We start from the raw sequence: 26,996 nt of genomic DNA on the forward strand, positions 1-26,996 counted from the left end.
TCCGGCTCCGTGTCCTTGAGCAGGAAGCCGGCCGCGCCGGAGTTCAGCGCGGTCAGGATGTACTCGTCGGCATCGAATGTCGTCAGCATCGCCACCACCGGCGGATCCGGCATCGTCCGCAGCTCGCGCAGCACGGTGAGCCCGTCGACGTCCGGCATCCGGATGTCCAGCAGCACCACGTCCGGCCGCTCACGCCGGACGGTCTGCACGGCGTCGCCCCCGCTCGCGGTCGCGACGACCTCGATGTCCTCGGACGCGCCCAGAATGAGCCCGAACCCCGACCGGACCAGTGCCTCGTCGTCCACCACCACTACCCGCACCACCCGGTTCACGCGCGCTCCGCCTCACCTTCGTCCAAGCCGTCCGGCCCATGCCGCCTCGACCCTAAAGCCCCGGAGACCGCCTGCGTCCCGGAGAACAGCAGCTCCAGCCACACGGCGGGGTAGCACCCACCACTCGGCAGGGACACCGCAGCCTTCTGCCGGATACTCCGGCACCCGCCCGTTTTCCAGCCTGAGAGCCATGACACGGCACTCAGACACCGCGATGGCGGCGGCCGACGCAGAGTTCCCGGTGCGTGAGAACGGTGAACCTCCGAGCGGCACACCAGGCATGGGCCGGCTGATCGGCCTGGACCTGGCCCGGGGGCTCGCCGTCTTCGGTATGTACGCGGCCCATGTCGGCCCCGACCCCAGCGAGGGCGGAGTGACCGGCTTCCTGATGGAGCCGGCCCACGGCCGCTCCTCCGCTCTCTTCGCTTTCCTGGCGGGTTTCGCCGTCGTGCTCATCACCGGGCGCAGCGCGTCGAAGACCGGGCGGGCCGGCCGCCAGGCCGTTGCCAAGGTGATCATCCGGGCCGTGATCCTGCTGGCCGTGGGCACGGTGCTGACCATGTCCGGTACACCGGTCGAGGTGATCCTCGCCTTCTACGGCGTGTACTTCCTGCTCGTGCTGCCGCTGTACCGGCTCGGCGCCGGCCCTCTGGCAGTGATAGCCGCAGGCACGGCCCTCGTCCTGCCCCAGGTGCTGTACGTGGTGAGGCGGGTGCTCGGTGACGCCGGATCGCCCTCGGCCGGTGAGCCTGACGGACCCCTCGCCCTGCTCTTCACCGGAAGCTACCCGGCCCTGACGTGGATCCCGTTCGTCATCGCCGGCATGGCCGTCGCCCGCCTCGACCTGGCCGCCACCGCCGTACGCGTACGCCTCGCGCTGACCGGTGTCATGCTCGCGGTCATCGGCTACGGCGGCTCCTGGCTGGCGCTCCATGGCGTGCCCGGCGCGCTCCCCGCCATCGGTGAGTCGGGGTTGGGCGGTAACCCGGCGAGCGCATGGTGGTCCGACACGGCCGGCTTCCCGTTCGGTGACACCCCTACTGGCTGCCGGCGGTCTCTCCGCACAGCGAGACGACCCTGTCGATCCTCGGCAACACCGGGGTGGCGATCACCGTCGTGGCCGTCTGCCTCGCCGCCATGGACGCCTTTCCCCGCCTGCGCCACCTGGCCGGCCGGTCATCGCGGTCGGCTCCATGTCGCTGATGGCCTATGCCCTGCACATCGTCGGCATCCGGCTCCTGGGCATCGAGGAACTGCCCGGGGCGTCGCTGCACGTGCTACTCGGCTTCATCGCGGCTGTCGCGGTATTCGCGACGCTCTGGTCGCGGCACGTCACACGAGGCCCGCTGGAGTGGCTGATGGCGAAGGCGACCGGCATCGCGCGCCACGTCCGGTGAACGCGCGCCGGTGACTGGTCCGTGGCTGAGCGCGGCGCCCCGCCAGTCGCCTCCCGGGCGGGGCACCGCTTTCGTGTTCACCATCGCCGACTTCACGCCGCCCATCACGATGCTGGTCGGACTCGGCGTCGACTACGCCCTGCTGATCTTCTACCGCTACCGGCACGAACTCACCGACGGCGCCGACCCGGCCGCAGCCGGCCGCAAGGCCCTGGACGCGGTCGGCCGCACGGTCTTCTTCGCGGGCTGCATGGTGATCATCGCCCTTCTCGGCTGACCGTGCTGACCACCATGGCCGCCTCACGATGCTGACGATCTAGCCGCGACTCTGGCGTTCGATCGCCACCATGGCAGCGTCGTCGCCCAGATGCCCTCCCGGCGTGTAGGCGAGGAGGTCTTGCTGCAGATGACGCAGTAGCCCTTCGGGCTCGCGTTCGGGAGCGGCGCTCATACGCTGGGCCAGCGGGTAAAAGGTCCCCGAGCCGTCGCGGGCCTCGATGACGCCGTCGGTGTACAGCAAGAGGGTGTCGCCGGGCTCGAAGGGGAAGGTTTTCGCGGCGAAGGGGGAGGCGGTGAACTCGGTGAGCCCCAGGGGCGGGGCCGGATCGCTCACCTCGAGCGAGATGACCTGGCCCCTGTGCAGCAGCAGAGGCGGTGGGTGGCCGCAGTTGATCAGATGAAGGACCGGTGTGTCGTCGGGGACGTCCAGGACGGCGGCGGTGATGAAGGCTTCGCTGTGGGATCCGGGTCCCGATAGGGCCGCTTCCGGGTCGTCCAGATCCGAGGAGACGGTTCCCTCCAGGTAGGCGACCAGCGCGGCAAGGTCGGCCTGCCGGTGGGCGGCGGAGCGGAAGGCGCCGAGAAGGAGGGCAGCGTCCCCGATCGCCTCCAGGCCCTTGCCCCGGACATCCCCGACGATGAACCGGGTCCCCTGCCCGGCACGCGCTGCGGCGAACAGGTCGCCGCCGATCTGTGCCTCGGCTTCGGCTGCCAGGTAGACGGAGGCGATGCGCAGCGGTCCGATCCGGCCCGGCAGCGGTCGTAGCACGACCTGCTGTGCGGCCTCCGCCACCGAGCGCAGCTGCATCAGTTCCTGCTCGTGTCGCTCGCGCCGGTGGGCGAACAGCGTGACGAACACCGAGATCAGAACGAGCGCGGTGAGCTGGAAGCTGTGGTTGAGGTCGGTGAGACTGGTGCGCACGATCGCGATCACGGCCTGAGCGAGAACTGCGACCGCCCCGACGCACCCGGTGGTGCGAGGGCCTGCGAACGATGCGGTGATGGCGGGAGCGGCGGCGAGGAAGGGGCCGAGGTGCACTTCGGGGGGAGCAAGGATGTCTCCCACCGTGACGATGACGATGAGCCCGAGTGGTACCGCCAGCAGAGCCAGATGAGGCTCCCGTGATCGGCGATGACTGCCGTGCGGTCCTCGAGCACCCATGAAACCTGGATACACCCCTGAGACGTTTTGTACCTCCGCTGGCCTGTCTCAGTGGCCGGCAGGTCGCTGAGCCTCGCGTGGATCATGCCGTGAGCATTGCTCTTGCGCTGACGTAGATGCCATGGAGCATTCGCCCACGGCAGACGAGAAAGAGCCCCAAGGGACTGGAACCTCCTCCGGGGCCGGCGAACACGTCGAAGATGATCCGCCTCACGAGGCCGGCTCGGAACTTTCCTGTACCGGCTCGGCTTCGCCACGGCAGGCCCAGGAAGAGCAGTCGTCGACCACGCCGTTCTCCAGCTCCTCCGCATCGCTTCGGGGCCAGTTGCTGCTGGCGGGCGGCCGATTCGGCGGCAGTGACGTGGTCGACGATCGGGGCCTGGGCGAGTGGTTCCCGGGAGCGGTGCGGGAACGCCTGCCCGAGCAGCCGACCCGCCGCACGAAGGCACTCCCCGGTGCGAAATACTCTCCCGATGAGTTCACGCACTTCCCCGATCAGCCAGCTGATCACGATACGGAGGGCCGTCGCGCGGGATGCCAAACGGCTCACGCGGCTCGTGCGTGGCTCAGGCGCCTACGAGGGTAAGTACGCAGCCGCAGTCGCGGGCTACCGGGTCGGTCCTGATTACATCGAGGCCCACCGCGTCTTTGTGGCCGTCGGCGCTGACGAGCAGGGAGGCCGGGTCCTCGGGTTCTACTCGCTCGTCCTCGCGCCACCGGAGCTCGACCTGCTGTTCGTTGCCGACGAAGCGCAAGGACGGGGTATCGGACGGCTGCTCGTGGCGCACATGCAGTCCGAGGCCCGTGCCGCCGGGCTCGACCGTCTCAAGGTCGTGTCGCATCTTCCCGCCGAGGACTTCTACCACCGTGTTGGTGCGGTGCGGACCGGGACCGCGTATGCGAACCCGCCCGCCGTGCCGTGGGACCGTCCCGAATTCGAGTTTCGCATTTCTTCGGAATGAGGCGGTGTGCCGGTTGGCGGGGCACCGGCTTCGCCTGCATGGTGGCCGGCATGCAGGAGCCGCTGGACGCCGCGCGCTCCGCGTGTGCCGTCGGCTCTGCCCTGGCGGGGTGATCGCCTGCGCCAGCGGCCTCTCCCGGCGACTCCCTCGCCTCATGCACTCCCGGGGCGATCGAAATCGCGTACGCCTCGGCTCGCTCCACACACGATCGAGGTCGGACGCGTGAATACGTAGTTCGGACCGGGAGCGGCGAAGGGGTGGTGTGTGACCCCCGGAGCGATATGCCCCGGGCCGCCACGTCTTAGCAGCTCGGATTCTGCCACGGTCCCAAGGTCGACGAGGGCCTCAGCCCACCCCCGTCAACCCCGCACATATGCGCAGTTCAGCGGCGGCGTGAGCGTTCCGTAGGGCATCCGCCAGCACTGCACCAGGACGAAGGCTGCGGTGCCCCTCGCGCAGGTGCTTAGGCTGCGGCTTCGCCAGGCGTCTCATCCTCCTCCGAGGAGCCGCCACGGGAAGCAAGTCCCTCCCCCTTCGGCGAAGTTAGGTGAATGCCCCGAAGCGGCGTGACCCTGGAGGAGACGGCCGCTCGGGCCTGACCCTCAACCGCGCGCTGCGCCCCGGTGTTCGACTGACGTTATCGGCAAATCCGGGGCCTGCATGACGACGACCTGCGCGACCCCGTGGGGGTTGCGCAGGCCGTCGTCGTCTTCAGGGGCGCGTTCGTGTCGTTGCGTGGGGTGGAGTCGGCGGAGATTCCCGAGGAGACCGCACGGGTGGGGTGTGCGGTGTTCGACGCGGTGCTGCGGGACGCCGGGGCGACCAGGGATCTGAACCGGCTGGAGTTCGTGGTCGAGACGCTCCGCGCGGCGTCGAACCAGATCGTCGAAGCCGTCGTCGGGCGCTGGCTGGGGGCCGGTGCGACACCCGAGCGGGCACTCACGGATAGAGCTGCTGCACTCCCGCCACATCGTCGGGCTGCAGCACGCGCAGGGTGGAATTCGAACTCACCGTGGGGAACATGACAGCGCCGTTCACGCTGGAATGCTGGAGGCCCAGAATGTGGCCCAGCTCGTGGAGAGCCACGGTTTCCACGTCAAAAGCGTTCACCGCCGCGCCCATCGACCAGACGTGCTCCGTGTCGTCGAAGTGCACGGGCTTGGGCAGATTTGCGGTGACGAGGTCACAGTCAGGGGGAAAGTCGGCATGCGCCAGAGTGCCGCCGACCATGGTGTGATCGGGGTCGTTGGCCGGCCGCCAGCCGATGAGGATGTCGGGGGCGTCTTCGTTGGTGACCTCGGTGAACGTGAGCTGCACCGCCGCCGCCCAAGTACGCATGGCGTTGCGCACCGCCTCGAATTCAGGTGTGCCGGTGGTGTCCGTGCTGTCGACGTCGAACGCGTAGGTCAGTTCCCGCTTGGTCCACGAGCAACGGGTGCTGAACGCCACCCCGTTGTCGAGATCGGGAAGCGCGCACCGAGCGCTCGTCATGGCGTCGCGGGTCAGTTCGTCGAAACTGCCGGTGGAGGGAACGGCGTTCCGCTCCTGATACTTCTTCAGGGCATCGGCTGTCTTCACGTCAACTGTTCCCGGCGTGAAGGAGTTTCCTCCCAGATATCCGAACCGTTGCAGGAATCCCTGCACAAACTTCAGCTGCGGATCTCTCGTACCTGGGTCGGCGAAGGCCACACTTGCGATCTGGCTGAATGCTTCAACGCGTCCGTCGGGCATGACAATTTCCTCCCGGGAGCGACATGGGATGGAACGGAAGACGGCCGCCCTGCACGAACGCCCAGTCCGCATGGCACCTCCGAACCGCCGCCGCAATTCCACCGTAGCCCCGCCACCAGACCCGGCGCATCTCAGCCGGTCGCTTCACCTTGGCAGAAGCAAAACCCCGTCGGCACGACCACCGGCCGGACGTTGTTCCGGGCCTCCGACGCATCGTGACGACCCCCGTGCAGTAGGTGCGGGGTTACGCCGCCCGGCCGGAAGGCAGCCGTTTCCCGTGCCGGGGGCGGCACTGCGGCCCTTCCGTTTCCTTTGGATCACCTCGCCGCCCGGATGAAGACGGCGGCGAGGTGGAGTCCGCCCAGGTAGATGGTGGCGGTCTTGTCATAGCGAGTGGCCAGGCCGCGCCACTGCTTGAGCTTGTTGATGCACCGCTCGACGGCGTTCCGCTGCTTGTAGGTCTCGCACGCCTGGGGACTCTGCGCCGGAACCCAGAAGGTGGCGACCCCGCTCGTCAACCCGGATCACCGCGGGCAGCCTGCCGGCGCGGGCCCGCGCCGGCAGAACGTGGTCGGCCCCTTCGACAGTCTGTCGAAGGGGCCGATAGCAGTAGCGGGGACAGGATTTGAACCTGCGACCTCTGGGTTATGAGCCCAGCGAGCTACCGAGCTGCTCCACCCCGCGTCGGTGAACACCACCCTACGCCATCCGGAGCACGATCCCTGGCAGCTGCCCGGAGGGGACAAAACAGCCCGGGCGGCGCTCCGGCGACGACGCCGACCGATTCACGGCGACGACAGCGGCGTTCCTGTCCCGAGTGCGGCGTCGCTCCCGGATGGCGACGGCAAGGCCGCTCGCCGACGGAGGGAACCCGGGCCCGCCACGCACCCACCACTTCCCGAGCAGGATGGAGGCGATATTCGTCCCGGATCCCTGGCGAAATGAAATTGCGGGGTCAATTAACAGCAACGGAGCCAGAAATTCGCGGAGTGTCGCCCCCCCCTCGCGATTCAGGCTGCGGTCGGCCAGTGTCGATCGTTCAGACACCTCTTGGGGTACCGCATACTCGGAATAGATCATGCGAGTGCCTCGGCTACTGCAACACCCAGTCGACCCTCACACCCGCGCAAAACCCAACGGAGGAAGTATGAACAACCCGATCGCCGACCAAGTCGTTTCAGCTCCGACCTATCTGGCGGATATTCGCTTCTTCTTCCGACCCGAAGACGTGGCCCATATGGCCGCCAAGGGAATCGAGCTCGGCACCTATGACGGGGTGAAGAGCAACGCGCTCTCGATTCACGCGCAGACCGCTCCGCCGAACCCTCAGATGCCGCCAGACGCAGAGGGGCAATGGAGTGCCGCACGCTCGCAGACGTTCCGCAACTGGATCATCAACGGATGTCCGCTCGGTACGGCGACCCCAGTCGAGCCACCGGCGAACGGGCATCCCGCGACACGGCTGCGCAAGGACATCACAGCGCTGAGCGATGCCGAGTTCGACCTGCTGGCGAGAGCGTTCTCCGGCCTGATGGACCGCGACCCGGGCGATCCGGACAGCTACTTCGCCCTGGCCGGGCAACACGGCCTCCCGAAACGCTGGTGCCTGCACCACGAAGACCGCTACAACCCCTGGCACCGCCAGTACCTGCGGGTGTTCGAAGACGCCCTGCGCTCCGTCCCGGGCTGCGAGGAGGTGACGATTCCCTACTGGGACATCTCGACCATGCTGCCGGACCGGCTGCAACAGCCACCGTTCGACACGTACACCCTGCCGGCCGATCCCGGCGGCACCGCGACGCCACAGCCCGTGACCGGATACTTCCCGTACAAGACCGAACGCTTCTCAGCCACCGACATCGCACAGAACGTGAGGGACTTCGGGGTCCTGGACGACATTGCCACATCGCTGACCCAGTCGCTGTGGGGCGAGTCCAATGTGAACGGTTACCAAGACTTCTCAATCCAGGCCCACGACGGTGGCCACGGATCGATTGGGCCGACGATGGGCGACCAGAATGTCGCGTCCTTCGACCCGGTGTTCTGGTTCTTCCACTGCAACCTCGACCGCCTCTGGCTAAGCTGGCAGACACTCGTGGGCGCGACCACGCTGACCGGATTCCGATCCACACTGGGGCAGAACACCGAGTGGCTCACCACGCCGTTCAACGCTCTGCCGCCGTTCAGCGCGACCGCCGACCAGACGATCGAAACCGACGTCTCGTACGATCGACTGGAACTCATCAGCCCTGTGGAGGGCGCGTTGGAGAATCTGTCCGGAAGCATCGACGCCTCCCGCACTTTCGCGTTCCGGAGCGCCAATCCGGTTTCGGTGCGAGTGAAGGGGATCAACCGGCTGCAAATCCCGGGGTCGTTCGTGGTGAGTCTGCTCGCCGACGACGAGCCTGTCGCGAAGCGCTTCTTCTTCCAACCGGAGGATCCGCGGAACTGTGCGACGTGTGTGCAGCACGGCATCGTCAACATCGACTTCCGGTTGACGCAGGAACAGCTTCTCGACCGGACGCTGTCCGTCCGTATCGACGTGCCCCGGCACGCCGCGGAGATCGGTTCGGCCTTCCCCCTCGGGCAGGCGGGCAATCCCACCATCAACGCGCGGCTTCTGGTGCAGGAGGTATAGCCCTCGGGACGCCACCCGCGCAGGCGCCACGGATGGCAGAAGGGATCGCCCACACGTGCGGCTTGCTCGTCTGTCGGCTGGAACACCGCTCGCGTCCCCTGCGGGATTCTTTTTCACGCGGAGCCTGCGGCCATCGGTGTGGACGAGATACAGGTGCGCAATTGGCGTCGGTACGGGTACTGGTACGGCCGTTGGCGCTGAGAACGATCATGCTCCAGTCGGCGCGAAGTTCACGGAGGCCGGGCAGCAAGGAGGCGAGCACACGATCATCGTTGTCCCACTTGGCGCTGACGAGCTCGGGACACGCAAGCCGAGATGTTGGGCGCAACCCTACGGAGTATGCGCTCGGTCGCTTCTATGCAGGGTGAATCTCACGGTGCTCGGGGAGCCGGCCGTGTCGTGGCCGCCCCCGCCGGTGGAGGCGCTGTGCCCGTGGGTGGATGGTGCGATGCGGTACGACGGCGCGAAGGGTGACGTGCAGCTGGCGACCGCTCTGGTGACGTGGTGCGACACGCACGAGATGGCCGTAGCGGACTGCCCGAAGCCGGGGCCTTGGTGCCCGGGCAGGCCGGCCCACGGCGACGGGGGGCCGGGGCCGTGCACTGGCCGGGCGGACACGTGCCGCTGCATGTGCCCGGCGTGCTGCGGTGACACCCCATACGTGTGGGGTTACGAGGTGGACTGCTGAGGCCTTTCGGCGTTGCCGCTCCAGCGTGAGGACGGCTGCGGCGATTGACGTCATTCGATTCGGGCTGCACCTGGAACTGCGGAAGATGCGCCAGGACTTCAGTCGTGCGACCCCGCGCTCGACCGGTGTCCGGGCCGCGGACAGCGCACGGTTGACGGTTTGCAGGGTCGGTGTGAGCTCGCGGCCCGGTGGGCGCCTGAGAGGTGTCGTCACCCACGAGCTGGCTCCCATGTAAGCCCGGTCAGCGAGAACTGGGACGCCTTGGCGTTCGCAGATCCGGATGATCCGGTGGGTGCGGGCCGAGGTCAGGTCGTGGGTGCGGCCGGGCAGTACGGGCGAGATCCACAGCAGCCGTCCGGCTGAATCGGTCACGACCTGCACGTTCACTCCGTGCCGGCGGTGCTTGTGGAAGTAGTCGGCGCGGCTGTTGCCGACCCGGTCGCACTCGGCGAGCAGATTGATGACTGCGGCCGTGTACGCGTGGGCGGTGCCGACAGATATGCCGAAGCCGGCAGCGATCTGCGCGAGGGTGTCGTGCCGGCGCAGGTTCACCAGCCCGACCAGCGCACGCTGTTGCGGCGGGAGCTTGCAGCGGCGGTCACCCTCCCGGGTGACGATGAGCATCGTGACCCACTCGACCAGGGCGTGCGGCAGGTCGAGTGCGGCAGAACACGGAACCAACGCGGCTCCTGTGCCTGTGGGTTGAGACTTCGAACACCTCCCCCAACGGCATGGGAGCCGCGTGCGTTTCGCACACCACCAGCGTCACCCGATCAGTGGCTGTGCTGAGCAGAATTGTCGAATGTTCGCAACGAAATTTCCACAGCTGTCACAGCTGGCGTGGACGGTACGTCAGCTCTTCTGGCAGATACTCAAACGAGTCTGCTGGGTGAAATTGAACAACTGCGGTCCACTCTTGATCAGGCTATCGATCGACAGGCGGCAATTCTGGCTGCACGGCTCCCCGAGCCACCCTCAACCAACGGAAAAGGCCCCAGCGCGCGATCGATAGTCTGCCGCTCCGCGTGACATGTTCCTAGGTCTCGTCGCGGGACGAGACCTAGGGTCCGTCTTCAAACTGATCTTGCCCAGAGCCGGAACGAGGCGAGTGTGACGGCTGCCTCATAGGAGGTGGCCGAGGCCGATCCTGGCCGGACGCCGCAACCAGGCATCTGCCTGCAACGTCCCAGCGGACATGACGGCTACTGGCGCACCGCCCCCCGTACTCCCGCCAGTTTGGCCGCACTGCGCGCGCGGTGCGGACCCGGACAGCGACCCGGTTGGCTGCCGCGGTCGTCAGATAGAGCCGTCTGGTCGGTGCCTTGCTCACCTCACAGACGCCGATCGGGCCACCTTCCTCAGCACACTGGTACCTGGCAGCAACCTCGATCACCGCGGCACCGCCATCTCGCAGAGTCTGCTGCGGCAACTACTGGACGCGCTCCGGGATCCCGCCACCGGACAGCCTCGCGTCGGCCACGCCGATTTCGAAAAGGCGGCATTCACCGGCAACGCCGTGTTCGAGAAGGTGACGTTCACCCACGGCGCCCTGTTCAACGAGGCGAGGTTTGTCTGCGACGCCGTGTTCGAGGAGGCGAGATTCACCCACGGCGCCGTGTTCAACGAGGCGAGGTTCACCGGCCGGGCCCTATTCTACGGGGCGACTTTCACCGGCCGCGGCCTGTTCGGCGAGACCACTTTTGTCAGGGACGCCAGTTTCGCGAGGGCGACGTTCACGGGCCGCGCCGGGTTCGAGGCGGCGAAGTTCTTCGGCGAAGCCCTGTTCGAGAGGGCGACGTTCACGTGCGATGCCCGGTTCTTCGGGGCAAGGTTCACCGGCCCCGCCTGGTTCGGCGAGGCAACTTTCACCAGCGGCGCCGGGTTCGAGGCGGTGACGTTCACCGACCACGCCCGGTTCAACAACGCGATATTCGAAGCAGCTGTGCAGCTAGGCCCTCTGGTCTGTCTGAGAACCCTCGACCTGTCCAGAGCACGGTTCGGTGGCCCCATGACGCTCGAGGCTGCGGTACTGCGCCTCACATGCCAGCGAACGCAGTGGGAATCCACCGCCGCCTTGAGGTTGAGGTACGCCACTGTCGACCTGAGCGACGCGGTTCTTGAGTATCCGCTGCGTGTCGCCTCCCGGCCCGCCCGCCTCACCACTCGGCTCGGAGCACCCTTGGCGGAGGCGGAGCTGGCCATGAATGATGCGGGAGTGCGCATGGCCTCGTTGCAGGGGGCGGACGCGGCGCATTTGGTGCTCCACAACGTCGACCTCAGCGCTTGTCTGTTGTCTGACACGGTGCACTTGGACCAGCTGCGTCTCGAAGGCGAATGCCCCCTTGCAAGCGCGCCCGCTGGCTTGCGGTGGCGTGGGCTGTTTCCGGTGCGCTGGACTGCGCGGAGGGTGCTGGCCGAGGAGCAGCACTGGCGCCACAGTCGGGGGCTGCCCGGCTGGACAGGAGCGCCTATTGGGCTTGAGGTGGTGGGTCCAGCGGGGTTAGCGCCGGTGTACCGTCAGTTGCGGAAGTCCTTGGAGGACGGCAAGAACGAGCCGGACGCGGCGGACTTCTACTACGGCGAGATGGAGATGCGCCGCCACGATCGCAAGCGGCCCCACGCCGAGCAGTTGCTGCTGACCCTGTACTGGGCGGTGTCCGGGTACGGTCTGCGCGCTACCCGGACACTGAGCTGGCTGCTCGCTGCCATGGCTGCCACGGTGCTCGTCATGATGCTATGGGGGCTCCCGCTGGACGACCCGAAACCCGCCACCACCGGACGGCTGGCCGGGCAGAACATCTCACTGACCACCGACAAGCCCGACCCGGTCAATCCCACCGGCCCGCTCCGTACTCGGCTCACTTCCGAACGGTGGGAGAAGTCCCTGCGGATCGTGGTGAACTCGGTCGTCTTCCGCTCCTCCGGCCAAGACCTCACCACCTCGGGCATCTACACCGAGATGGCATCCCGGCTGGCCGAACCCGTGCTACTGGGCCTCGCTGTGCTCGCCATTCGCGGACGGGTCAAGCGGTAGCCGTCCGCCCAGTGTTTCGTCACCGCGAAACTCCCCATTTCGTCGCTGAGCTATCCCTTGCGTGAAGCCGCCCCGGGGCAGCCAGGCATGCGCGCGGGAGCGTCCGGGTCCGGCTTCAAAGACCGTTGTGTGGTGGATCATGGTGGGGTGATACGTCGCCATGAGCTCACTGATCGTGAGTGGGAGTTACTCGCCCCGCTGATACCGAGGGCCGCCACGGGTCGCCCCCGGGCAGAGGACCGGCAGGTCGTCAATGGGATGGTCTACAAGATCCGGACCGGCGTCTCCTGGCGTGACCTGCCCGAACGCTACGGTCCGTGGAAGACGGTGTACACCCGTTTCCGGCGCTACGCGCTGGAGGGGATTTTCGTCCGGGCCCTGCAGCACATCCAGGCCCAGGCCGATGCGGCCGGTGACATCGACTGGCTCGTCCAGATCGACTCCACCATCGTCCGCGCCCATCAGCACGCAGCCGCCACCGGCCGAAAAGGGGGAAGCACCGGCAGGACGAACCGGACGATCACGCCCTCGGGCGATCCCGAGGAGGACTGACCACCAAAGTCCACCTGGCCGTCGATGGCCAAGGCAGGCCGCTGGCACTCCTCGTGACGCCGGGCCAACGACACGACAGCATCTGCGCACGCTCCCTTCTGGAACGTATCCGAGTGCCCCGAACCGGTTTGGGCCGGCCCCGCTGCCGACCGGATCACGTGATCGCTGACAAGGCCTACAGTTCACGAGGATTCCGTGCCTACCTGCGCAGGCGCGGCATCGGGCACACCATCCCGGAAAAGAACGACCAGCGAAAACACCGTCGCATCCGCGGCCGTCGAGGGGGCCGACCGCCGGGCTTCGACACCGCAACTTACCGCCGCCGCAACACGGTCGAGCGCTGCTTCAACCAACTCAAGGGCTTCCGCGGCATCGCCACCCGCTACGAGAAGACGGCCACCTCCTATGAGGCAGCCGTCACACTCGCCTCATTCCTGCTCTGGGCAAGATCAGTTTGAAGACGGACCCTAGTTGTTGCTGGCCATGAGGTCGGTGTCGCTGCTCGTCGGTGTTGACCTTCGAGTTGGTTGAAGCTCGATGATGACGCGGTGCCAAATGATGAGCTGATGCCGATCGGGGCCTTCGCCCAACGCAGTGGTCTGACCTCCAGCGCGTTGCGGTTCTATGCCGACTCCGGTCTGCTGCCCCCTGCCGAAGTCGACCCGGTCTCGGGCTACCGCTACTACAGCGCCGACCAGGTGGCACGGGCGACCGTGCTGCGTGAGCTCCGCGAGCTCACTATGCCCCTCGCTGCTGTCGAGGCGGTACTCGGTTCCGGGGCTGACGAGGCATCCCGGCTGCTCGATGAGCATGTTGCAAAGGTCGTTGGGGATGCGGCGGCCGTGCAGCAGAAGGCTGCTGTCATCAAGTCTGCGCTCGGCAACGTGCCAGGCCTTCCCATCGCAGTGATGAAGGGTCCCGTGCTGGCGGATGCGGTCGAGCAGGTCCTGACCGCGACCGCGCATGACCCCGGGATGCCGGCACTCGCCGGCCTCCGCATCGAGGCACGTCAGGAAGCAGTCACCCTGACCGCGACGGACCGATACCGGCTCTCCACTCGAACCCTGGTGCCAGCTGAACCACCGAGGCAGACGTGGGCCGGCACGGTCAACGGCGACGAGCTGCGGGCCGCGGTCGCCGTCAGCCGCCGCAGTCCGCTGGTGCGGCTGGAAGCGGTCTCGAACGGGATCTGGTTCCGCGTGGCCGACCGGGAGGGCCGGCACTGCCGGTTGCTGCCCGAGGAGTTCCCCGACTATCGGCTGATGCTCGCGTCGCTGGGCGAGGTCACCACCCGTGCGACGGTCTCGAAGGATCTGCTCCTGCGAGCCCTGGAAGAACATCCCGGCGAGCGCATCGCGCTGCACGTTGCCGACCACGGAGTGAACGTCGTGTCAGCGGCCGACGGACACCCCAACATCCCACTCTCGGCCACCGCGACGGGCCAGGCCCGCCAGATCTGGTTCGAGCTGACCACGCTCTATCCCGCAGTGAGCACCGCAATCGGCCCCGACGTGATGCTTGACCTACGGGGACACGACCAGCCCGTCACGATCCGCTCCGCCGACCGCGGCGATCTCACCACCCTGGCCATGCCCATCAAGCCCGACCACTCCGCCTGAGAAAACGACGAGGAACAGCCCATGACCACCGCACCCGCCAGCCCCGACCCGACCATGGAAGCCATCGGCCATGCCGTCGCCGAGGGCCGAGCCGGTGACAGCGCCTCCGCCCGCCAGAAACTGCTGGGCCTGTGGTCCGCGATCGGTGTCACCGGCGACCCGCTGCACCGCTGCTCCCTCGCTCACCACCTAGCAGATCTCTACCAAGATCCCGCGCAGGCCCTCGCCTGGGACATCCGGGCCCTGGATGCCGCCGACGCCGTGACCGAGCAGCGCGTCCAGGAGCACCACGCCGGCCTCCACATCGCCGGCTTCTACCCCTCCCTGCACCTCAACCTCGCCGACAACTACCGCCGACTCGGCTCCTTCGAAGCCGCCACTGAGCACATCAACGCGGCCAAAGCGCACACCCCCAGCCTTCCTCAGGATCCCTACGGTGACCTTCTTCGTGGCGCCATCCAAGAGGTCGCCGAGGCCATCGCCGGGCGAGACCGGTCACGGCGAGCCTCTGCGCCTGGTTCCGCTACGTGACGCACAAGAATGCACCCCTCACCGTGGAGGGACGGCGTCGTCTCGTCGAGCGGTGTCGCACGAGGCCCATCGCCCACGTCGCAGCCGAGATGGGGATCTCCCGGGCGTGTGCATCGCGGCGGACAACCCCTCCGGGAACACGGCCGTGCTTCTCCTCGCGGCGAACCTCGGGGGTTCGTTCCTGCCCAGCCTGGTCGCCTGCCTGACGTTCGCCACCGTGCTGGCCGTCGTGGCCGGTCTCACGCTCGCCGCGGCGACGTCGTTGGCCCACGACATCTGCGGCGCGGTCATCACTCGTGGGCACCGTGTCCGAGCCGCGCGAGCTGTTCGTGACGCGGGTGGCGGCCGCGGTGGTCGGGACGGGCGCCACGGTGCTGGCCATGGTGGTGGGGGAACCTCAACGTCTCCTTCCTCACAGGTCTGGCCTTCGCCGTGGCCGCCCCGGCGATCGTGCCGACCCTGCCGTACACCATGTTCTGGCAGGGCTTCACCACCCGGGGTGCGATGTGGAGCATCTACGGGGGTCTGGCCACCTCCGTGTCGCTGGTGTGCCTGTCGCCCCAGGTCTCCGGCAGCGCCACCGCCTTGCTGCCCGGCCTGGACTTCGCGGTGTTCCCGCTCCACAACCCGGCCATCGTCTCGGTTCCGGTGGGCTTCCTGCTCGGCTGGCTCGGATCAGCGCCCTTCCGCGGACGTTTAGCGCGCGGACAAGGCCGACGCACAGAGCCGGTCGCGCCCACAAGCGAACGTGGGCGCGACCGGCTCCGTGGGACGCACGGCGGTTCAGTGGGGCATGTCGTCGAGAGCGGTGGACAGAGCCATGACGGCCGGTGGCTCGGCCGTGTACAGCACCACCGTTCCGCCGGGCAGGTCGGCCTCGGTGACCGGGCGGAAGCCCGCGGTCTCCAGGGCGAGCCGGGCCGGGGAGTCGTCCTCGGCCGGTGCGGCGACGATCCGGCGGCAGTGCGGATCCGCGGCGAAGAGGGCGGGCGTCGGCCTCGCGGGATCCGACGGCGATGGACTTGTGTCATCGGACCGGCCCTTCGAGAGGCAGGATGGGGGCCTCAAGGGTTTCGTCGCGGTCGCACACGAGGGTGTCTCCGCTCACCCGCAGGCGCGCGACCTGGATCGAGCTTCGCCGGTCGGCGTGGCCGCTGTCGGGTACCGCGCCGTCGTCGGATCGTCCGGGATGCGTGAAATAGAAGACGAAGGCGCCGAGTTCGCTGGTGACGACATCGGCGTGGAAGCCGTAGGACGCGTCGTCGATGCCCTGCCCGGGGCGATCGAGAACCAGTCCGCGCGGCTCCCATGTCTCCAGGTCCCGCGAGTGCAGAACCCTCTGGCCGTGCCATTCGTCGACGAGCATCCAGTAGCTGCCGCCGAGCTCGAAGACGTTCGGGCCTTCGTGCGCCGAGCACTCGACGGCAGGGCCCCGGACGCTCCACCGCGCCAGATCCTCGCTGTCCGCCGCGTAGGTGTGTGCGTGATCGGCCTCGTCCTTGTACCACATGCGGTAGCCGCCGGTGGGGAGCCGCAGGACGCAGGCGTCGATCACTCTCTCGGACGAGAGCGACAGGGTGGAGCGGTAGGTCCAGGAGAAGAGGTCGTGGCTCGTGTAGTGGCGGATCACGCGTGCGTGGCCCTCCCACCGGGTCGGAACACCGCGGATCACGCTGACGAACATGTGGTACTCGGTTCCGTCGTCGACGATCTCCGGGGCCCAGTAGGTGTGCCGCCCGGGCTCGATGTCCAGCCCCCCGGCGATTCCCCGGTACAGCCAGCCGGCTCCGCCGTCCGAGGAGGACGCGATCCCGATGTCGGTCCCGTGCACCCAGCTCACGTCGTTCATCGGTGGCGCGTCGGCCCGTCGGCTCGTGTAGAACATCCACCACTCGGCGGTATGCCGGTTCCAGATGACGGTGGGGTCGGTCGCGCCGTCGTGCATGGGGTCTCGGAACAGAGGTTGGGGAACGGCTGTCATGGTTCTTCCCGAGCGTGAGTGCGGTGGCGTCCCATGACGCCAAGTCAGTTCTGACGGTTCGTCAGGCGGATCATGTTCCAGGACAGTGGCTCGAGTTGGGCGTGGAGGACGCCGCCGGTGAGGGTGGTGCCGGTGGCGGCGTGCGGGGTGACCCGGTCGGGCCGGTCCGCGGTGTTGGTGGCCTCCGGGTCGCCGTCGGCCAGGACCAGGTGCTCGACGACGGTGCGGGCGTCGGTGCCGTGCAGGTCGATCTCCAGCGGCAGGGCGTCCGTTTGGCTGCGGTTGACGGCGAAGACGGTGATGTCGCCGGTCTCGTCGTCCATGACAGCGGTGGCGTGCAGCAGCGGTACGTCACCGAAGCGGGCGGTGGGGTACGTCGGGCTGTCCACCTCGACGCGCAGCACCCGGCCGCGTCCGTGCGCCGATGCCTGGGCGAAGGGGTAGAACGTGGTCTGCCGCCAGGCCGCGCCCCCCGGTTCGGTCATGATCGGCGCGATGACGTTGACGAGCTGGGCGAGGGAGGCCGCGGTGACCCGGTCGGCGTGCCGCAGCAGGGCGATGAGCAGTGAGCCGAAGACCACGGCGTCGGTGACGGTGTAGACGTCCTCCAGCAGGCGCGGCGCCTGCTGCCAGTCCTCCACGGGGTGCGGGTTGGGCCGCTTCTGGTACCAGACGTTCCACTCGTCGAACGAGAGGTTGATGTGCTTCTTCGCCTTGAGGCGGGCCCGGACGTGGTCGCAGGTGGCGACGACCGACTCGATGAAGTGCTCCATGTCCACGGCCGAGGCAAGGAAGGAGGCGCGGTCGCCGTCGATCTCCTCGTAGTAGGCGTGCAGGGAGACGTAGTCGACGAGGTCGTACGACTCCTCCAGGACCGTCGCCTCCCAGGAGGCGAACGTCGGCATGGAGGAGCTGGAGCTGCCGCAGGCCACCAGCTCCAGGCCGGGATCGACCTGCCGCATGGCGCGGGCGGTCTCGGCGGCGAGGCGGCCGTACTCCTCGGGCGTCTTGTGCCCGGTCTGCCAGGGGCCGTCCATCTCGTTGCCCAGGCACCACATCCGGATGCCGTACGGCTCCTTGCCGCCGTGGGCGACACGGCGGTCGGACAGTTCGGTGCCGCCGGGGTGGTTGCAGTACTCCAGGAGCCGTACGGCGTCCTCGACGCCGCGGGTGCCGAGGTTGACGGCCATCATCGGCTCCATGCCGGTCTTGGCGCAGAAGTCCATGAACTCGCCGAGTCCGAACTCGTTGGTCTCGGTGGACTTCCAGGCCAGGTCCAGCCGGTTGGGCCGCTCCTCGCGCGGGCCCACGCTGTCCTCCCAGCGGTAGCCGGAGACGAAGTTGCCGCCGGGGTAGCGGACGGTGCTGACGCCGAGCTCCCGGACCAGCTCCAGGACGTCCCGGCGCAGACCGTCCGCGTCGGCGCTGGGGTGGCCGGGCTCGTAGATGCCGGTGTAGACGCAGCGGCCCATGTGCTCGACGAACGATCCGTACAGACGGGGGTTGACGCTGCCGACGGCGAAGGCAGGGTCGAGGGTGAACCGTGCGGGGGAGGTGCCGGGGTGGGACATGACTGCCTTTCGAGCAAGTGTTTGAGCAGGGAGGGGAGTGTGGTCAGAGCGCCAGTGCGCAGACCACCGAGGGGGCACAGACCGGCGGGTGGGGCTGGACGAGGGTGCCGTCGTCCCCGATCCGCAGGGCGGCCAGGGTGCTGCTGTGCTGATTGGCGACGAGGAGATGACCGGCCGCGAGGGTCAGGCCGCGCGGCCAGGTGCCGCCGGCGGGTACCTCTCCGACCGGTTCCAGGGTGGTGCCGGTGAGGCGGAACGTGGCGATCGTGTCCGCGCCGCGGTTGGTCACCCAGACGAAGTGTCCGCAGGGTGAGGCGACGATTCCGGCGGGCTGGTTGGTGACGTCCGAGGTCGCCGTGGCGGGTACGGAGGAGAGGGCTGTCAGGGCGCCCGTGGCGGCGTCGTAGCGGTGGCAGGTGACGGTCGAGGACAACTCGTCCGCGCTGAACACCAGGTCACCGTCGGGGGAGAAGGCGAGGTGGCGGGGTCCGGATCCCGGGCTCAGCGGGTTCACCGCGACCCGTTCCAGGATTCCGGTGCGATTGTCGAGCCGGTAGGTGAACACCGTGTCCGCCCCGAGGTCGGTGGCCAGGACGAAACGGCCTGCCGGGTCGAGAAGGACCTGATGGGCGTGGCTGCCCTCCTGCCGCCCGGTGACCGGTCCCGACCCCTTGTGGACGATCAGGTCGGTCGCCTCCAGCAGGCGTCCGTCCGGGCCGAGCCGGTGCACCGCCACGGTGCCCGGCGCGGTGTCGCTGCCGTAGTTCGCGGTCAGCAGCCACCCGCCGTCCGGGTGGACGGTGAGGTGGCACGGGTTCGCCCCGCCGCTGTTCACCGGGTCGCCCAGCGGGGACAGGGCGCCGTCCCCGTCGCGGGAGACGGCGCTGACGGTGCCCGACTCGCCCTCGTTCGTGCTGTAGACGACGTCGAGCGACGGGTGAGCCGCCAGGAAGGAAGCTCCGCTGACGGGCAGCGGCTTCACCCCGTCGTCGTACGTCAGCCGGCCGGTGCCGGGGTCGAGGTGCACGGCGGCGATGCCGGGGCCGTGGCCGCCGGAGTCCGGAGTGTAGGAGCCGGTGAGGACGGGGAGCGCGCCGGTTGAGGGGCTTGAGGGCATGGGTGGTCCCGGAAGTTGCTTGTGCGGTGGCGTACGGGGAGGAGGTGTCAGCGGACGATGTCGTCGTGGTGGTCGAGCAGGCCCAGTTCGGAGCGGCGGGGCAGGCCCTCCCAGTCGCCGGCGGTGCTCACCGCGAAGGCGCCGAGCAGGGCGGCGGTGTGCAGCCGCCGCTCCGGGGGCTCGTCCGCGAGGAGTTCGGCGAGGTACCCGGCGGCGAAGGCGTCTCCCGCGCCCACCGAGTCGTGGACGCGGACCGGTACCGCGGGTTGCCGGTAGGACCGTCCGTCGAGGAGTGCGTACGCCCCTTCGGCGCCGAGCTTGATCACGGTGCCGGCGGGTCCGAGGGCGCAGATGCGCTTGGCGAGTTCCTCCGGCCCCTCGGTGCCGGGCACGACCAGGGCGGCCTCGTGCGGTCCGGCGAAGACCAGGTCGCTCCTGCGCAGCAGGGGCAGCAGGGTGCGCCGGGCTTCGTCCTCGCTCCACAGCAGGGATCGGAAGTTGATGTCCAGGGAGACGGTCACCCCGGCGGCGGCGGCGATGTCCACGGCACGGGTCACGGCCGCGGCCGGCCCCTCTCCGAGCGCCGGGGTGATGCCCGTGATGTGGAGGATCGCCGCGCCCGCGACGACGTGCTCGGGGACGTCGTCGGCGGTCAGCCGGGCCCCTGCTGTGTGGGTGCGGTAGTAGCGCGTACGGCTGTGGGTGGTGGTGCGATGTTCCTTCAGCAGGAGGGAGGTGGGGGAGGGGTCGCGCACGGCGACGGTGGTGACACCTTCGGCCCGCAGTTCTCGCAGGACGAGGTCGCCGAGTTCGTCGTCGCCCACCCGGCCGATCCAGGTGGCGGATCCGCCGAGGCGGCTGACGCCTATGGCGACGTTCGACTCGGCGCCGGCGATCCCGAGGCGCAGGGTCGTGCCGAGCGTGAACGGGCCGGGGCCCCGGGCGCCCATGACGGCGAGGACGTCGCCGACGGTCACGAGGTAGGACTCGGGCTCGGAGTCCGGGCGTGAAGTCGTGCTCACGTGGTCGCCTCCCCGGCCCGTGCGGTGATCCCGACCGCGTCCAGCAGTGCGCGCGCCCTCGCGGTGAGGGCGTCCAGCGCCCCCGGAGCCGGGTCGCGGTCCGCCCCGCGCAGCAGCGGGGAGCCGATGCCGACGGCGCAGGCGCCCGCGTCCAGGTAGTCCCGCGCCTTGTCGATGCCGACGCCGCCGACGGCGACGAGCGGGATGTCGGGGAGGGGTGCCCGCAGCTGGCGCAGATGTCCGATCCCGCCCGTGCTCGCGGGGAAGAGTTTGACGGCGGCGGCGCCCGCCTGCCATGCCTGGGACACCTCGGTCGGCGTCCAGGCGCCCGGGTAGCACGGGATGCCCCGGTCCGCCGCGTGTCGGACGACGGCGGTGTCCACGACGGGGGCGACCAGGAACTCCGCTCCCGCCGCCAGGGCGTCCCTGGCCTGGGCGCCGGTGATCACGGTGCCGGCGCCGATCGCGACGCCGGGGCCGAGTTCCGCCCGGATGCGGGTCAGCGCGTCGAGCGCTCCGGCGGTGGTGAGGGTGACCTCCAGGCAGGCGACGCCGCCGGCCGCGAGCGCCCGGGCCACGGCGGGCAGCCCGGAGGCGTCGGCCGATCTGAGGATGGCCATGACCCGGGTCCGGCCGAGCTGCGGGGTGAGGGCGGGACGCTCCGTCATGCCCCCACCGCCACGGGGAACTTGGCGGTTGCCTGGCTGTAGGTCATGCGAAGTTCCTTTGCTGCGAGGGGTGTCGGTAAACAGGTTCGTCGGTGGACGTGGGTCACTTGAGTCCGGAGGTGGCGACGCCGGCGACGAAGCCCCGCTGCACGATCAGGAACAGCGCCAGCACCGGGACGACGTACATCACCGCGCCCGCGGCGACCAGGTTGCCGAGCTGTGCGCCGTGCTCGTTGACGTAGCCGTAGGCGAGCTTGACCGCGAGCGTGGTGTGGCTGTCGTCCAGCAGCAGGGCGGGCGCGATGTAGTCGCCCCAGGTCCAGCTGAACGACAGGATCAGGCTGGTGGCGATGACCGGCCAGGACTGCGGCAGGAAGATGCGCCAGAAGATGCGGAACTGCCCGCAGCCGTCGACGATCGCGGCCTCCTCCAGCTCCTTGGGCATGTTCGAGAAGAACTGCCGGAACAGGAAGATGAGGTACGGAGCGCCGCACAAGCCCCACAGCATCCATGGCACATAGGTGTTGGTGAGGTGCATCTTGGCGAACAGTAGATAGGTCGGGATGAGGGTGAGGATCTGCGGCAGCATCATCGTCGACAGCAGAACGTTGAAGATGAGCCGCTTGCCGGGCGCGGCCAGGCGGGCGAACCCGTAGCCAGCCCACGCCGAGGCCAGGGTGACCAGGACGGCATAGATGGTGGCGATCGTCAGGGAGTTGCGGGCGTAGCCGAAGTAGTCGATCTGGGTCAGCGCGTCACTGAAGTTGCTCAGGCTGGGGTGGTGCGGCCACCAGTGGATGGGCAACGCGCGCAGCTCGTCCGGGGCCTTCAGAGCGGTGTCCAGCAGCCAGGCGAACGGGCCCAGGAAGAGGACGAGGGCGCCGACCAGCAGCATGTAGACGGCACTTCTGCGGGGGAACACCATCACTTGCCTCCGAGCGTGCGCGGCCGGGACGGCTTGTCCGGCTCCGGGTCGACGGCGTAGAAGACCGCGCCCTTGCTGAGTTTGAAGACGAGGAAGGTCACCGCGACGATGATCAGGAAGAGCACCCAGAGCATCGCGGAGGCGTATCCGTAGCGGCCGTTGGCGAAGTACTGGGCGAACACGTGGATCATGAAGAGGTAGTTGCCCTCGGGTACGGCCGTGACGCCCCTGGGGGTGGGGTCGAGGGAGATCAGCAGCGGCAGGAAGCTCTGCACGGCGGCGATGATGCCGGTGATGACCTGGAAGAACAGCACCGGAGAGAGCAGCGGCAGGGTGACCCGGGTGAAGGTCTGCCAGGCGTTCGCCCCGTCGATGCGGGCTGCCTCGTGCAGTTCCTTGGGAACGTCCTGCAGCCCCGCCAAGGAGATGATCATGGCGTTTCCGGCGCCCCACAGGGTCAGAGAGATCAGGACCCAGCGGGCGTAGGGGTCCATCAGCCAGCTGACGCCGTCGATGTGCAGGGCGTCCAGGATGCCGTTGGCGGCGCCCGAGTCCCGGTCGAAGATCAGCTTGAAGGTGAGGGCGGCGCCCACCGGCGGGACGACCGCCGGCAGGTACAGCAGGGTGCGGAACAGCCCGCGGGCCCGGATGGGCTGGTTGACCAGCACCGCGAGCAGCAGCCCCGCGGCGATGCTCAGCGGCACCGTGATGGCGGTGAAGACGCCGGTACGGGCCAGGGAGGACATGGTCTCGGGGTCGGTGAGGACCTCCCGGTAGTTGTCCAGGCCGACGAAGCGCGCGTTGTTCGACAGACCGTCGGAGTTGGTCAGGCTGAGCCAGAAGGCGTAGCCGAGCGGGAAGACCGTCAGGGTCAGGAAGCCCAGCACCCACGGGCCGGCGAACGCATAGAAGGAGAAGGCCCGGCGGGTGGTCAGCGAGTAGCGTCTGCGACCGTTCTGCGCGTCGGTGCGGTGCCCGGGCCGGGCGGCCGTCTCCCCGGAGGGGGACGGCGCGCCCGGCGCGGTGATCTGGTCGGTACTCACCCCACGAGCCCCTTGCCCTGGGCGAGCTGCTCGTTCATGCGGGAGTTGAGCATGTCGGCGACCTTGCCCGCGGACGTGCCGGACTTCACGGCACCCGGCAGCACCTTGGTCAGCACGCCCTCCAGGGCGGCCTGCTGGGCGTACGGGGTGAAACTCAGCACCGAGAAGCTCGGCAGCTCCTGCTCCTGCACCTGGTACGCCTGCTTCTGGAAGGCGCTGGCCTGCGGCATCTTCGGACGCAGCGACTTAAGGGAGGGGATGCCCCAGCCGCTCGCCGCGCGTTCCTGGGCGGGCTTGCCGCCGAAGTACCACTCGAAGAACTTCCAGGACGCGTCCTTGTTCTTGGCGTCCCTCGGGATCCAGAAGCCGGTGGCGCCGAAGCAGGAGCTGACGCGGTTGCCGCCCATTTGCGGGGCGGGGGCGAAGCGGGAGACCTCGGCGAGCTTGGGGTCACCGCCGATCAGGCCGCCGAACCAGTAGCCGTTGCAGCTCATCGCCATGCGGTTGGCCTGGTAGGTGGGGCCGTCCCAGCCGTCCGGGTTGGGGTTGGTGACGCTCGGGCCTATGTCGGCCTTCGCGTAGTCCAGGTACCACCGCAGCGCCTTGAGCGCCTCCGGGGAGGAGAAGTCCACCGTGGCCAGGTCCTCGGCGAACAGGCTGCCGCCGGCGGACGCGGTCATGCCCATGAGCTGCGGGAAGACGCCCATGCCGGTGGCGTTGAGGCCGTACACCTTCACCTTGCCCAGGCGGCGCTTGACCAGCTTCTTGCCCAGGTCCAGCCACTCGTCGTAGGAGATCGGCTCGGTCGCGCTCGGCACGTCCAGCTTCGCGGCCTCGAACAGGTCGGTGCGGTACCAGAACATGGAGTCCTGGGAGTAGTCCTTGGCCATGCCGTAGCGCGGTCCGGCGCCCTGCTTCTTGCCGTCGAAGCGCCACACGTCGTTGACCGGGTCGAGGTCGGAGACCTTCAGGGCCGAGCTCTTGGCGAAGTACGGGTCGAGGTCCGTCATCAGGCCGCGGGCGGCGAAGTACGGGGTCTCGGTCGCGCCGAAGCCGCGGACCACGTCCGGCGGGTTCTTGGCGGCCAGCATGGCGTTGAGCTTGGTGGGGTCCCAGATGATGACGTTGAGGTTCATCCCCAGCGCCTCTTCGGCGGCCTTGAGGGCCTTCTTGTCCCACTCGTTCTGCACCGTCATCACGGTGAGCGTCGTCTTGCCGCTCCCGGATCCGCTCGTGCCGGTGGTGCCGGTGGTGCCGGCGGTGCCGGCGCAGGCGGACAGTGCGGACGCGCCGAGCGCGGCACCGGCGGAGACAGCGAGGAAGCGCCGTCTGTCGAGAGATGTCGACGTTGACATAGGCATGCTGATGAGACCTTTCGTGCGGGACATACGCGGGACAGGCGTACGGCGGCTGCGGGACCTGCGGCGAGGGCCGTGGCGGCATGAGGGGCTGCCGCGGGGAGCGAGGGGGGGATCACGGCGGCCGGTGGCACACCGGCTCGCTCGGTGGTGGTGCGAGATGCCCTGGACCGGGCACATCCGTCTGCGTGGACGGATGTGCGCACCGGTGTCAGGGGACCGCGAGTGCGACGGTGGTCGCGTCGGCGGTGAGCCCGGGGAGGACGGCTTTCGGCCCAGTTGACTTCACGTCAACTGTGGCCGACATCTTGCGGTGTCAATATGGCCGGTTTCTCTGGCTCTGCTCAGACTTATCGCTTATTTCCGTCTGAGGAAACCGGTTGACTGAAACTTTCGCGAACGTTAGGTTGCGTCGCCAGAAGGTGTCAAGAGGCAAGAACGCGTCACCCTGTGAGAGGGGGAGCAGGTGCCGGAACAGCCCGTGCGGGCCAGGCTCGTGGATGTGGCCCATGCGGCCGGGGTCTCCAAGGCCACCGTGTCCAAGGTGCTCAACGGCCGACAGGACCTGTCCGTACGACCGGAGACGCGTCGGCGCGTCCATGAGGCCGCCGAGGCACTCGGCTACCGGCCGCACTCCGGTGCACGGGCCCTGGCAGGCGCCAGCACCCACGCACTGGCCCTGCTGGTCCCCGCCCTCGCGAACCCCACGTACGTCACCATCGCCCGCGGCGCCTACCAGCGGGCCCGCGAACGGGGCTATCTCTCCCTGCTGGCCGAGGACTTCGACGGGCAGGAAGCCGACGAGTCCTTCCACGACCTGGTGCAGGAGGGCAGGGTCGACGGACTGCTCATCGCCTCGGCCCGCCCCGGCCATCCCCTGCTGGACGCGCTGAGCCGCAGCGCGATCCCGCACGTCTTCCTCAACCGCTCGGTCGAGGGCTCCGGCCGCAACGTCACCATGGACGTCGCCCGCTCCAGCGTGACCGCGCTCGACCACCTGCACGGCCTCGGCCACCGAGTGGTCGGCCACATCGCGGGCCCTCCCGGGATCACCCCCAGCGAGGTCCGCAAGGAGGCGTTCCTGCGCCACGCCGACGCACTGGGACTGGACGCGGCTCCGGTCGCCTCCGGGGACTTCACCGAGGACGGCGGCGGATCCGCCGCCCGGGAACTGCTGCGCCCTCCCGCCGGTGACACGCGCGCGCCGGTCACCGCCCTCTACACCAGCTCGCTCGCCCAGGCGATAGGCGCCATGGCCGCGATCAGGGACCTCGGCCTCAGGATCCCGGAGGACATCTCCGTGGTCGGCAACGACGACCTGCCCGTGGCCGCGCACCTCCATCCCCCGCTGACCACCGTCGCGATGCCCCTGTACGAGCTGGGGACCGCCGCCGTGGACGCCCTGGTGGCCACTATCGAGGGCACGCCGGTGGGAGACATCGTCGTACCGACCGAGCCGCAGCTGGTGCTGCGCGGCTCCACGGCGAGACCAGCACGACCAGGAGACATGCCATGACCGTCGCCGCCGCACCGGCGCGTTTCACCGGCCGTACGGCCCTGCTCACCGCGGCCGCCTCCGGCATCGGGGCGGCCACCGCCCGCCGGCTGGCGGCGGAGGGGGCGTCCGTCCTCGTCACCGACGTGGACGCCAAGGGCGCCCAGCACGTGGCCGAGGAGATCCGCGCCGAGGGCGGGCGGGCCCAGGACCGGCGCCTCGACGTCACCTCGCCGGGGCAGTGGGCGGCGGCCGTCGCGGAGGCCGAGTCCTGGACCGGGCGGCTGGACGTGCTGCACCTCAACGCCGGCCGCAACCTGCCCGGAGCGGCCCACGAACTCGACGACGACTCCTGGCACGACCAGCTGCGGCTCTCCCTCGACTCGGTGTTCTACGGCGTCCGGGCCGCTGTGCCGCTGCTCAGGACGGCCCGGGGCGCGGTGGTGATCACCTCGTCCGTGCACGCGGCCATCGGCTTCAAGGGCTTCCCCGCATACGCGGCGGCCAAGGGCGGGATCGACGCCCTCGTACGCCAGCTGGCCGTCGAGTACGGCGGACAGATCAGGTTCAACGCCGTCCTGCCCGGAGCCGTGGTCACCGCCCTGTGGGCCGAGGCACCCCCCGAGTACAAGGCGAAGACCGCCGCGCGCACCCCTGTCGGCCGGCTCGGCGCCCCCGAGGACATCGCCGCCACCGTGGCCTTCCTCGCTTCCGACGACGCCTCCTTCATCACCGGCCAGAACCTGCTCGTGGACGGTGGCCGCAGCATCAGCTCCCAGGAGTAGGCCGCCGCGCCCTGGCCGTTCCGGGCCGGCAACACGCTGCCGCGCTCCGGCCGTTCCGTGCGACCGCCCCGACCGACCGACCGCCCCGACCGACCGCCCCGACCGA

At 68.9% G+C, this 26,996-nt stretch carries 21 protein-coding genes, 1 tRNA gene and 5 pseudogenes; 12 read left to right on the plus strand and 15 right to left on the minus strand.

Going from position 1 to position 26,996, the window contains the following annotated elements:
- Nucleotides 1-323: response regulator (locus tag ACTMVF_RS09880; protein WP_441270941.1), on the minus strand; the 323-nt coding region annotated here is incomplete at its 3' end.
- Between the two features lie 199 nt (nucleotides 324-522).
- On the opposite strand from ACTMVF_RS09880, the pseudogene ACTMVF_RS09885 reads away from it, so the two are divergent.
- A pseudogene (locus ACTMVF_RS09885) lies at nucleotides 523-1,729 on the plus strand (DUF418 domain-containing protein).
- A 73-nt stretch (nucleotides 1,730-1,802) separates the two neighbouring features.
- A pseudogene (locus ACTMVF_RS09890) lies at nucleotides 1,803-2,003 on the plus strand (MMPL family transporter); the annotation flags it as partial.
- Nucleotides 2,004-2,045: 42 nt separating this feature from the next.
- Here the strand turns inward: ACTMVF_RS09890 and ACTMVF_RS09895 are convergent.
- The gene (locus ACTMVF_RS09895; protein ID WP_441270576.1) at nucleotides 2,046-3,170 is read right to left on the minus strand and encodes a PP2C family protein-serine/threonine phosphatase; all 1,125 of its coding nucleotides are present in this window, start codon (nucleotides 3,168-3,170) and stop codon (nucleotides 2,046-2,048) included.
- Between the two features lie 473 nt (nucleotides 3,171-3,643).
- Here ACTMVF_RS09895 and ACTMVF_RS09900 point away from each other — a divergent pair, with 473 nt between their 5' ends.
- Nucleotides 3,644-4,132 (plus strand): GNAT family N-acetyltransferase, encoded by a 489-nt coding sequence (locus ACTMVF_RS09900; RefSeq protein WP_441270577.1) that lies wholly within the window; start codon nucleotides 3,644-3,646, stop codon nucleotides 4,130-4,132.
- A gap of 939 nt (nucleotides 4,133-5,071) precedes the next feature.
- Here the strand turns inward: ACTMVF_RS09900 and ACTMVF_RS09905 are convergent.
- The 3 genes and pseudogenes from ACTMVF_RS09905 to ACTMVF_RS09915 all read right to left on the minus strand — a co-directional run bounded on the left by ACTMVF_RS09905 (nucleotide 5,072) and on the right by ACTMVF_RS09915 (nucleotide 6,547).
- Entirely contained in the window at nucleotides 5,072-5,863 is a 792-nt protein-coding gene (locus ACTMVF_RS09905) for a matrixin family metalloprotease (protein ID WP_441270578.1), read from the minus strand.
- 317 nt (nucleotides 5,864-6,180) lie between these two features.
- A pseudogene (locus tag ACTMVF_RS09910) lies at nucleotides 6,181-6,321 on the minus strand (IS5/IS1182 family transposase); the annotation flags it as partial.
- A 152-nt stretch (nucleotides 6,322-6,473) separates the two neighbouring features.
- Nucleotides 6,474-6,547, minus strand: a tRNA-Met gene (locus ACTMVF_RS09915).
- Nucleotides 6,548-7,010: 463 nt separating this feature from the next.
- Here ACTMVF_RS09915 and ACTMVF_RS09920 point away from each other — a divergent pair.
- Nucleotides 7,011-8,501 (plus strand): tyrosinase family protein, encoded by a 1,491-nt coding sequence (locus ACTMVF_RS09920; RefSeq protein ID WP_441270579.1) that lies wholly within the window; start codon nucleotides 7,011-7,013, stop codon nucleotides 8,499-8,501.
- 697 nt (nucleotides 8,502-9,198) lie between these two features.
- Here the strand turns inward: ACTMVF_RS09920 and ACTMVF_RS09925 are convergent.
- Nucleotides 9,199-9,870 (minus strand): annotated as a pseudogene (locus ACTMVF_RS09925) (transposase family protein); the annotation flags it as partial.
- Between the two features lie 514 nt (nucleotides 9,871-10,384).
- On the opposite strand from ACTMVF_RS09925, the gene ACTMVF_RS09930 reads away from it, so the two are divergent.
- The 6 genes and pseudogenes from ACTMVF_RS09930 (at nucleotide 10,385) to ACTMVF_RS09955 (ending at nucleotide 15,625) form a co-directional block, all read left to right on the plus strand.
- Nucleotides 10,385-12,223: a pentapeptide repeat-containing protein gene (locus tag ACTMVF_RS09930; RefSeq protein WP_441270580.1), complete on the plus strand. Its 1,839-nt coding sequence runs from the start codon at nucleotides 10,385-10,387 to the stop codon at nucleotides 12,221-12,223.
- A gap of 150 nt (nucleotides 12,224-12,373) precedes the next feature.
- Nucleotides 12,374-13,233 (plus strand): IS5 family transposase gene (locus tag ACTMVF_RS09935; protein ID WP_441270942.1). Its coding sequence is split into 2 segments (ribosomal slippage): nucleotides 12,374-12,727 and nucleotides 12,730-13,233, totalling 858 coding nucleotides; the frame shifts between segments, so codons are not numbered across the junction.
- Nucleotides 13,234-13,323: 90 nt separating this feature from the next.
- Entirely contained in the window at nucleotides 13,324-14,394 is a 1,071-nt protein-coding gene (locus ACTMVF_RS09940; RefSeq protein ID WP_441270943.1) for a MerR family transcriptional regulator, read from the plus strand.
- Between the two features lie 21 nt (nucleotides 14,395-14,415).
- Nucleotides 14,416-14,925, plus strand: coding sequence for a hypothetical protein (locus ACTMVF_RS09945; protein ID WP_441270581.1), 510 nt, complete (start codon nucleotides 14,416-14,418; stop codon nucleotides 14,923-14,925).
- A pseudogene (locus ACTMVF_RS09950) lies at nucleotides 14,922-15,044 on the plus strand (IS481 family transposase); the annotation flags it as partial. The gene ACTMVF_RS09945 and the pseudogene ACTMVF_RS09950, both read left to right, overlap by 4 nt.
- 26 nt (nucleotides 15,045-15,070) lie before the next feature.
- A complete protein-coding gene (locus ACTMVF_RS09955; protein WP_441270582.1) occupies nucleotides 15,071-15,625 on the plus strand; it encodes a hypothetical protein in 555 nt (184 codons plus the stop codon).
- Between the two features lie 83 nt (nucleotides 15,626-15,708).
- Here the strand turns inward: ACTMVF_RS09955 and ACTMVF_RS09960 are convergent, their stop codons facing one another.
- The 9 genes from ACTMVF_RS09960 to ACTMVF_RS10000 form a co-directional block, all read right to left on the minus strand.
- The gene (locus ACTMVF_RS09960) at nucleotides 15,709-15,993 is read right to left on the minus strand and encodes a hypothetical protein (RefSeq protein WP_441270583.1); all 285 of its coding nucleotides are present in this window, start codon (nucleotides 15,991-15,993) and stop codon (nucleotides 15,709-15,711) included.
- On the minus strand, nucleotides 15,953-16,906 hold the full coding sequence (locus ACTMVF_RS09965; RefSeq protein ID WP_441270584.1) for a glycosyl hydrolase: 954 nt from the start codon (nucleotides 16,904-16,906) through the stop codon (nucleotides 15,953-15,955). The genes ACTMVF_RS09960 and ACTMVF_RS09965 overlap by 41 nt, the downstream gene beginning before the upstream one ends.
- 44 nt (nucleotides 16,907-16,950) lie before the next feature.
- Nucleotides 16,951-18,477 (minus strand): arabinosylfuranosidase ArfA, encoded by a 1,527-nt coding sequence (gene arfA, locus ACTMVF_RS09970; protein WP_441270585.1) that lies wholly within the window; start codon nucleotides 18,475-18,477, stop codon nucleotides 16,951-16,953.
- 43 nt (nucleotides 18,478-18,520) lie between these two features.
- Nucleotides 18,521-19,594 carry a lactonase family protein gene (locus tag ACTMVF_RS09975; protein WP_441270586.1) on the minus strand — a complete coding sequence of 358 codons (1,074 nt, stop codon included), beginning with the start codon at nucleotides 19,592-19,594 and terminating at the stop codon, nucleotides 18,521-18,523.
- A 47-nt stretch (nucleotides 19,595-19,641) separates the two neighbouring features.
- Nucleotides 19,642-20,616, minus strand: a complete 975-nt coding sequence (locus ACTMVF_RS09980) for a sugar kinase (protein WP_441270587.1) — start codon at nucleotides 20,614-20,616, stop codon at nucleotides 19,642-19,644.
- Complete coding sequence (locus tag ACTMVF_RS09985; RefSeq protein WP_441270588.1) at nucleotides 20,613-21,284, minus strand: bifunctional 4-hydroxy-2-oxoglutarate aldolase/2-dehydro-3-deoxy-phosphogluconate aldolase; 672 nt, start codon at nucleotides 21,282-21,284, stop codon at nucleotides 20,613-20,615. The genes ACTMVF_RS09980 and ACTMVF_RS09985 overlap by 4 nt, the downstream gene beginning before the upstream one ends.
- 103 nt (nucleotides 21,285-21,387) lie before the next feature.
- Nucleotides 21,388-22,209, minus strand: coding sequence for a carbohydrate ABC transporter permease (locus ACTMVF_RS09990; RefSeq protein ID WP_398656405.1), 822 nt, complete (start codon nucleotides 22,207-22,209; stop codon nucleotides 21,388-21,390).
- Complete coding sequence (locus ACTMVF_RS09995) at nucleotides 22,209-23,252, minus strand: carbohydrate ABC transporter permease (RefSeq protein WP_441270589.1); 1,044 nt, start codon at nucleotides 23,250-23,252, stop codon at nucleotides 22,209-22,211. The genes ACTMVF_RS09990 and ACTMVF_RS09995 overlap by 1 nt, the downstream gene beginning before the upstream one ends.
- On the minus strand, nucleotides 23,249-24,613 hold the full coding sequence (locus tag ACTMVF_RS10000) for an extracellular solute-binding protein (protein ID WP_441270590.1): 1,365 nt from the start codon (nucleotides 24,611-24,613) through the stop codon (nucleotides 23,249-23,251). The genes ACTMVF_RS09995 and ACTMVF_RS10000 overlap by 4 nt, the downstream gene beginning before the upstream one ends.
- Nucleotides 24,614-25,076: 463 nt before the next feature.
- Here ACTMVF_RS10000 and ACTMVF_RS10005 point away from each other — a divergent pair, with 463 nt between their 5' ends.
- Together ACTMVF_RS10005 and ACTMVF_RS10010 are read left to right on the plus strand one after the other, a co-directional pair.
- Nucleotides 25,077-26,126: a LacI family DNA-binding transcriptional regulator gene (locus ACTMVF_RS10005; RefSeq protein ID WP_441270591.1), complete on the plus strand. Its 1,050-nt coding sequence runs from the start codon at nucleotides 25,077-25,079 to the stop codon at nucleotides 26,124-26,126.
- Nucleotides 26,123-26,890: an SDR family NAD(P)-dependent oxidoreductase gene (locus ACTMVF_RS10010; RefSeq protein ID WP_441270592.1), complete on the plus strand. Its 768-nt coding sequence runs from the start codon at nucleotides 26,123-26,125 to the stop codon at nucleotides 26,888-26,890. Before ACTMVF_RS10005 ends, ACTMVF_RS10010 begins: the two co-directional genes overlap by 4 nt.
- Nucleotides 26,891-26,996: the final 106 nt, after the last annotated feature.

The sequence above is a fragment of the Streptomyces sp. SD31 genome (assembly GCF_052068475.1).
Classification (GTDB): Bacteria; Actinomycetota; Actinomycetes; order Streptomycetales; family Streptomycetaceae; genus Streptomyces.

Excerpts from the sequence above, each read along its gene's own strand:
- ACTMVF_RS09990 (WP_398656405.1), bottom strand. The coding sequence starts at position 22,209 with ATGGTGTTCCCCCGCAGAAGTGCCGTCTACATGCTGCTGGTCGGCGCC.
- ACTMVF_RS10000 (WP_441270590.1), bottom strand. The coding sequence starts at position 24,613 with ATGCCTATGTCAACGTCGACATCTCTCGACAGACGGCGCTTCCTCGCT.
- ACTMVF_RS09985 (WP_441270588.1), bottom strand. The coding sequence starts at position 21,284 with ATGACGGAGCGTCCCGCCCTCACCCCGCAGCTCGGCCGGACCCGGGTC.
- ACTMVF_RS09920 (WP_441270579.1), top strand. The coding sequence starts at position 7,011 with ATGAACAACCCGATCGCCGACCAAGTCGTTTCAGCTCCGACCTATCTG.
- ACTMVF_RS09900 (WP_441270577.1), top strand. The coding sequence starts at position 3,644 with ATGAGTTCACGCACTTCCCCGATCAGCCAGCTGATCACGATACGGAGG.
- arfA (WP_441270585.1), bottom strand. The coding sequence starts at position 18,477 with ATGTCCCACCCCGGCACCTCCCCCGCACGGTTCACCCTCGACCCTGCC.
- ACTMVF_RS09945 (WP_441270581.1), top strand. The coding sequence starts at position 14,416 with ATGACCACCGCACCCGCCAGCCCCGACCCGACCATGGAAGCCATCGGC.
- ACTMVF_RS09930 (WP_441270580.1), top strand. The coding sequence starts at position 10,385 with ATGACGGCTACTGGCGCACCGCCCCCCGTACTCCCGCCAGTTTGGCCG.
- ACTMVF_RS10010 (WP_441270592.1), top strand. The coding sequence starts at position 26,123 with ATGACCGTCGCCGCCGCACCGGCGCGTTTCACCGGCCGTACGGCCCTG.
- ACTMVF_RS09965 (WP_441270584.1), bottom strand. The coding sequence starts at position 16,906 with ATGACAGCCGTTCCCCAACCTCTGTTCCGAGACCCCATGCACGACGGC.
- ACTMVF_RS09975 (WP_441270586.1), bottom strand. The coding sequence starts at position 19,594 with ATGCCCTCAAGCCCCTCAACCGGCGCGCTCCCCGTCCTCACCGGCTCC.
- ACTMVF_RS09905 (WP_441270578.1), bottom strand. The coding sequence starts at position 5,863 with ATGCCCGACGGACGCGTTGAAGCATTCAGCCAGATCGCAAGTGTGGCC.
- ACTMVF_RS09895 (WP_441270576.1), bottom strand. The coding sequence starts at position 3,170 with ATGGGTGCTCGAGGACCGCACGGCAGTCATCGCCGATCACGGGAGCCT.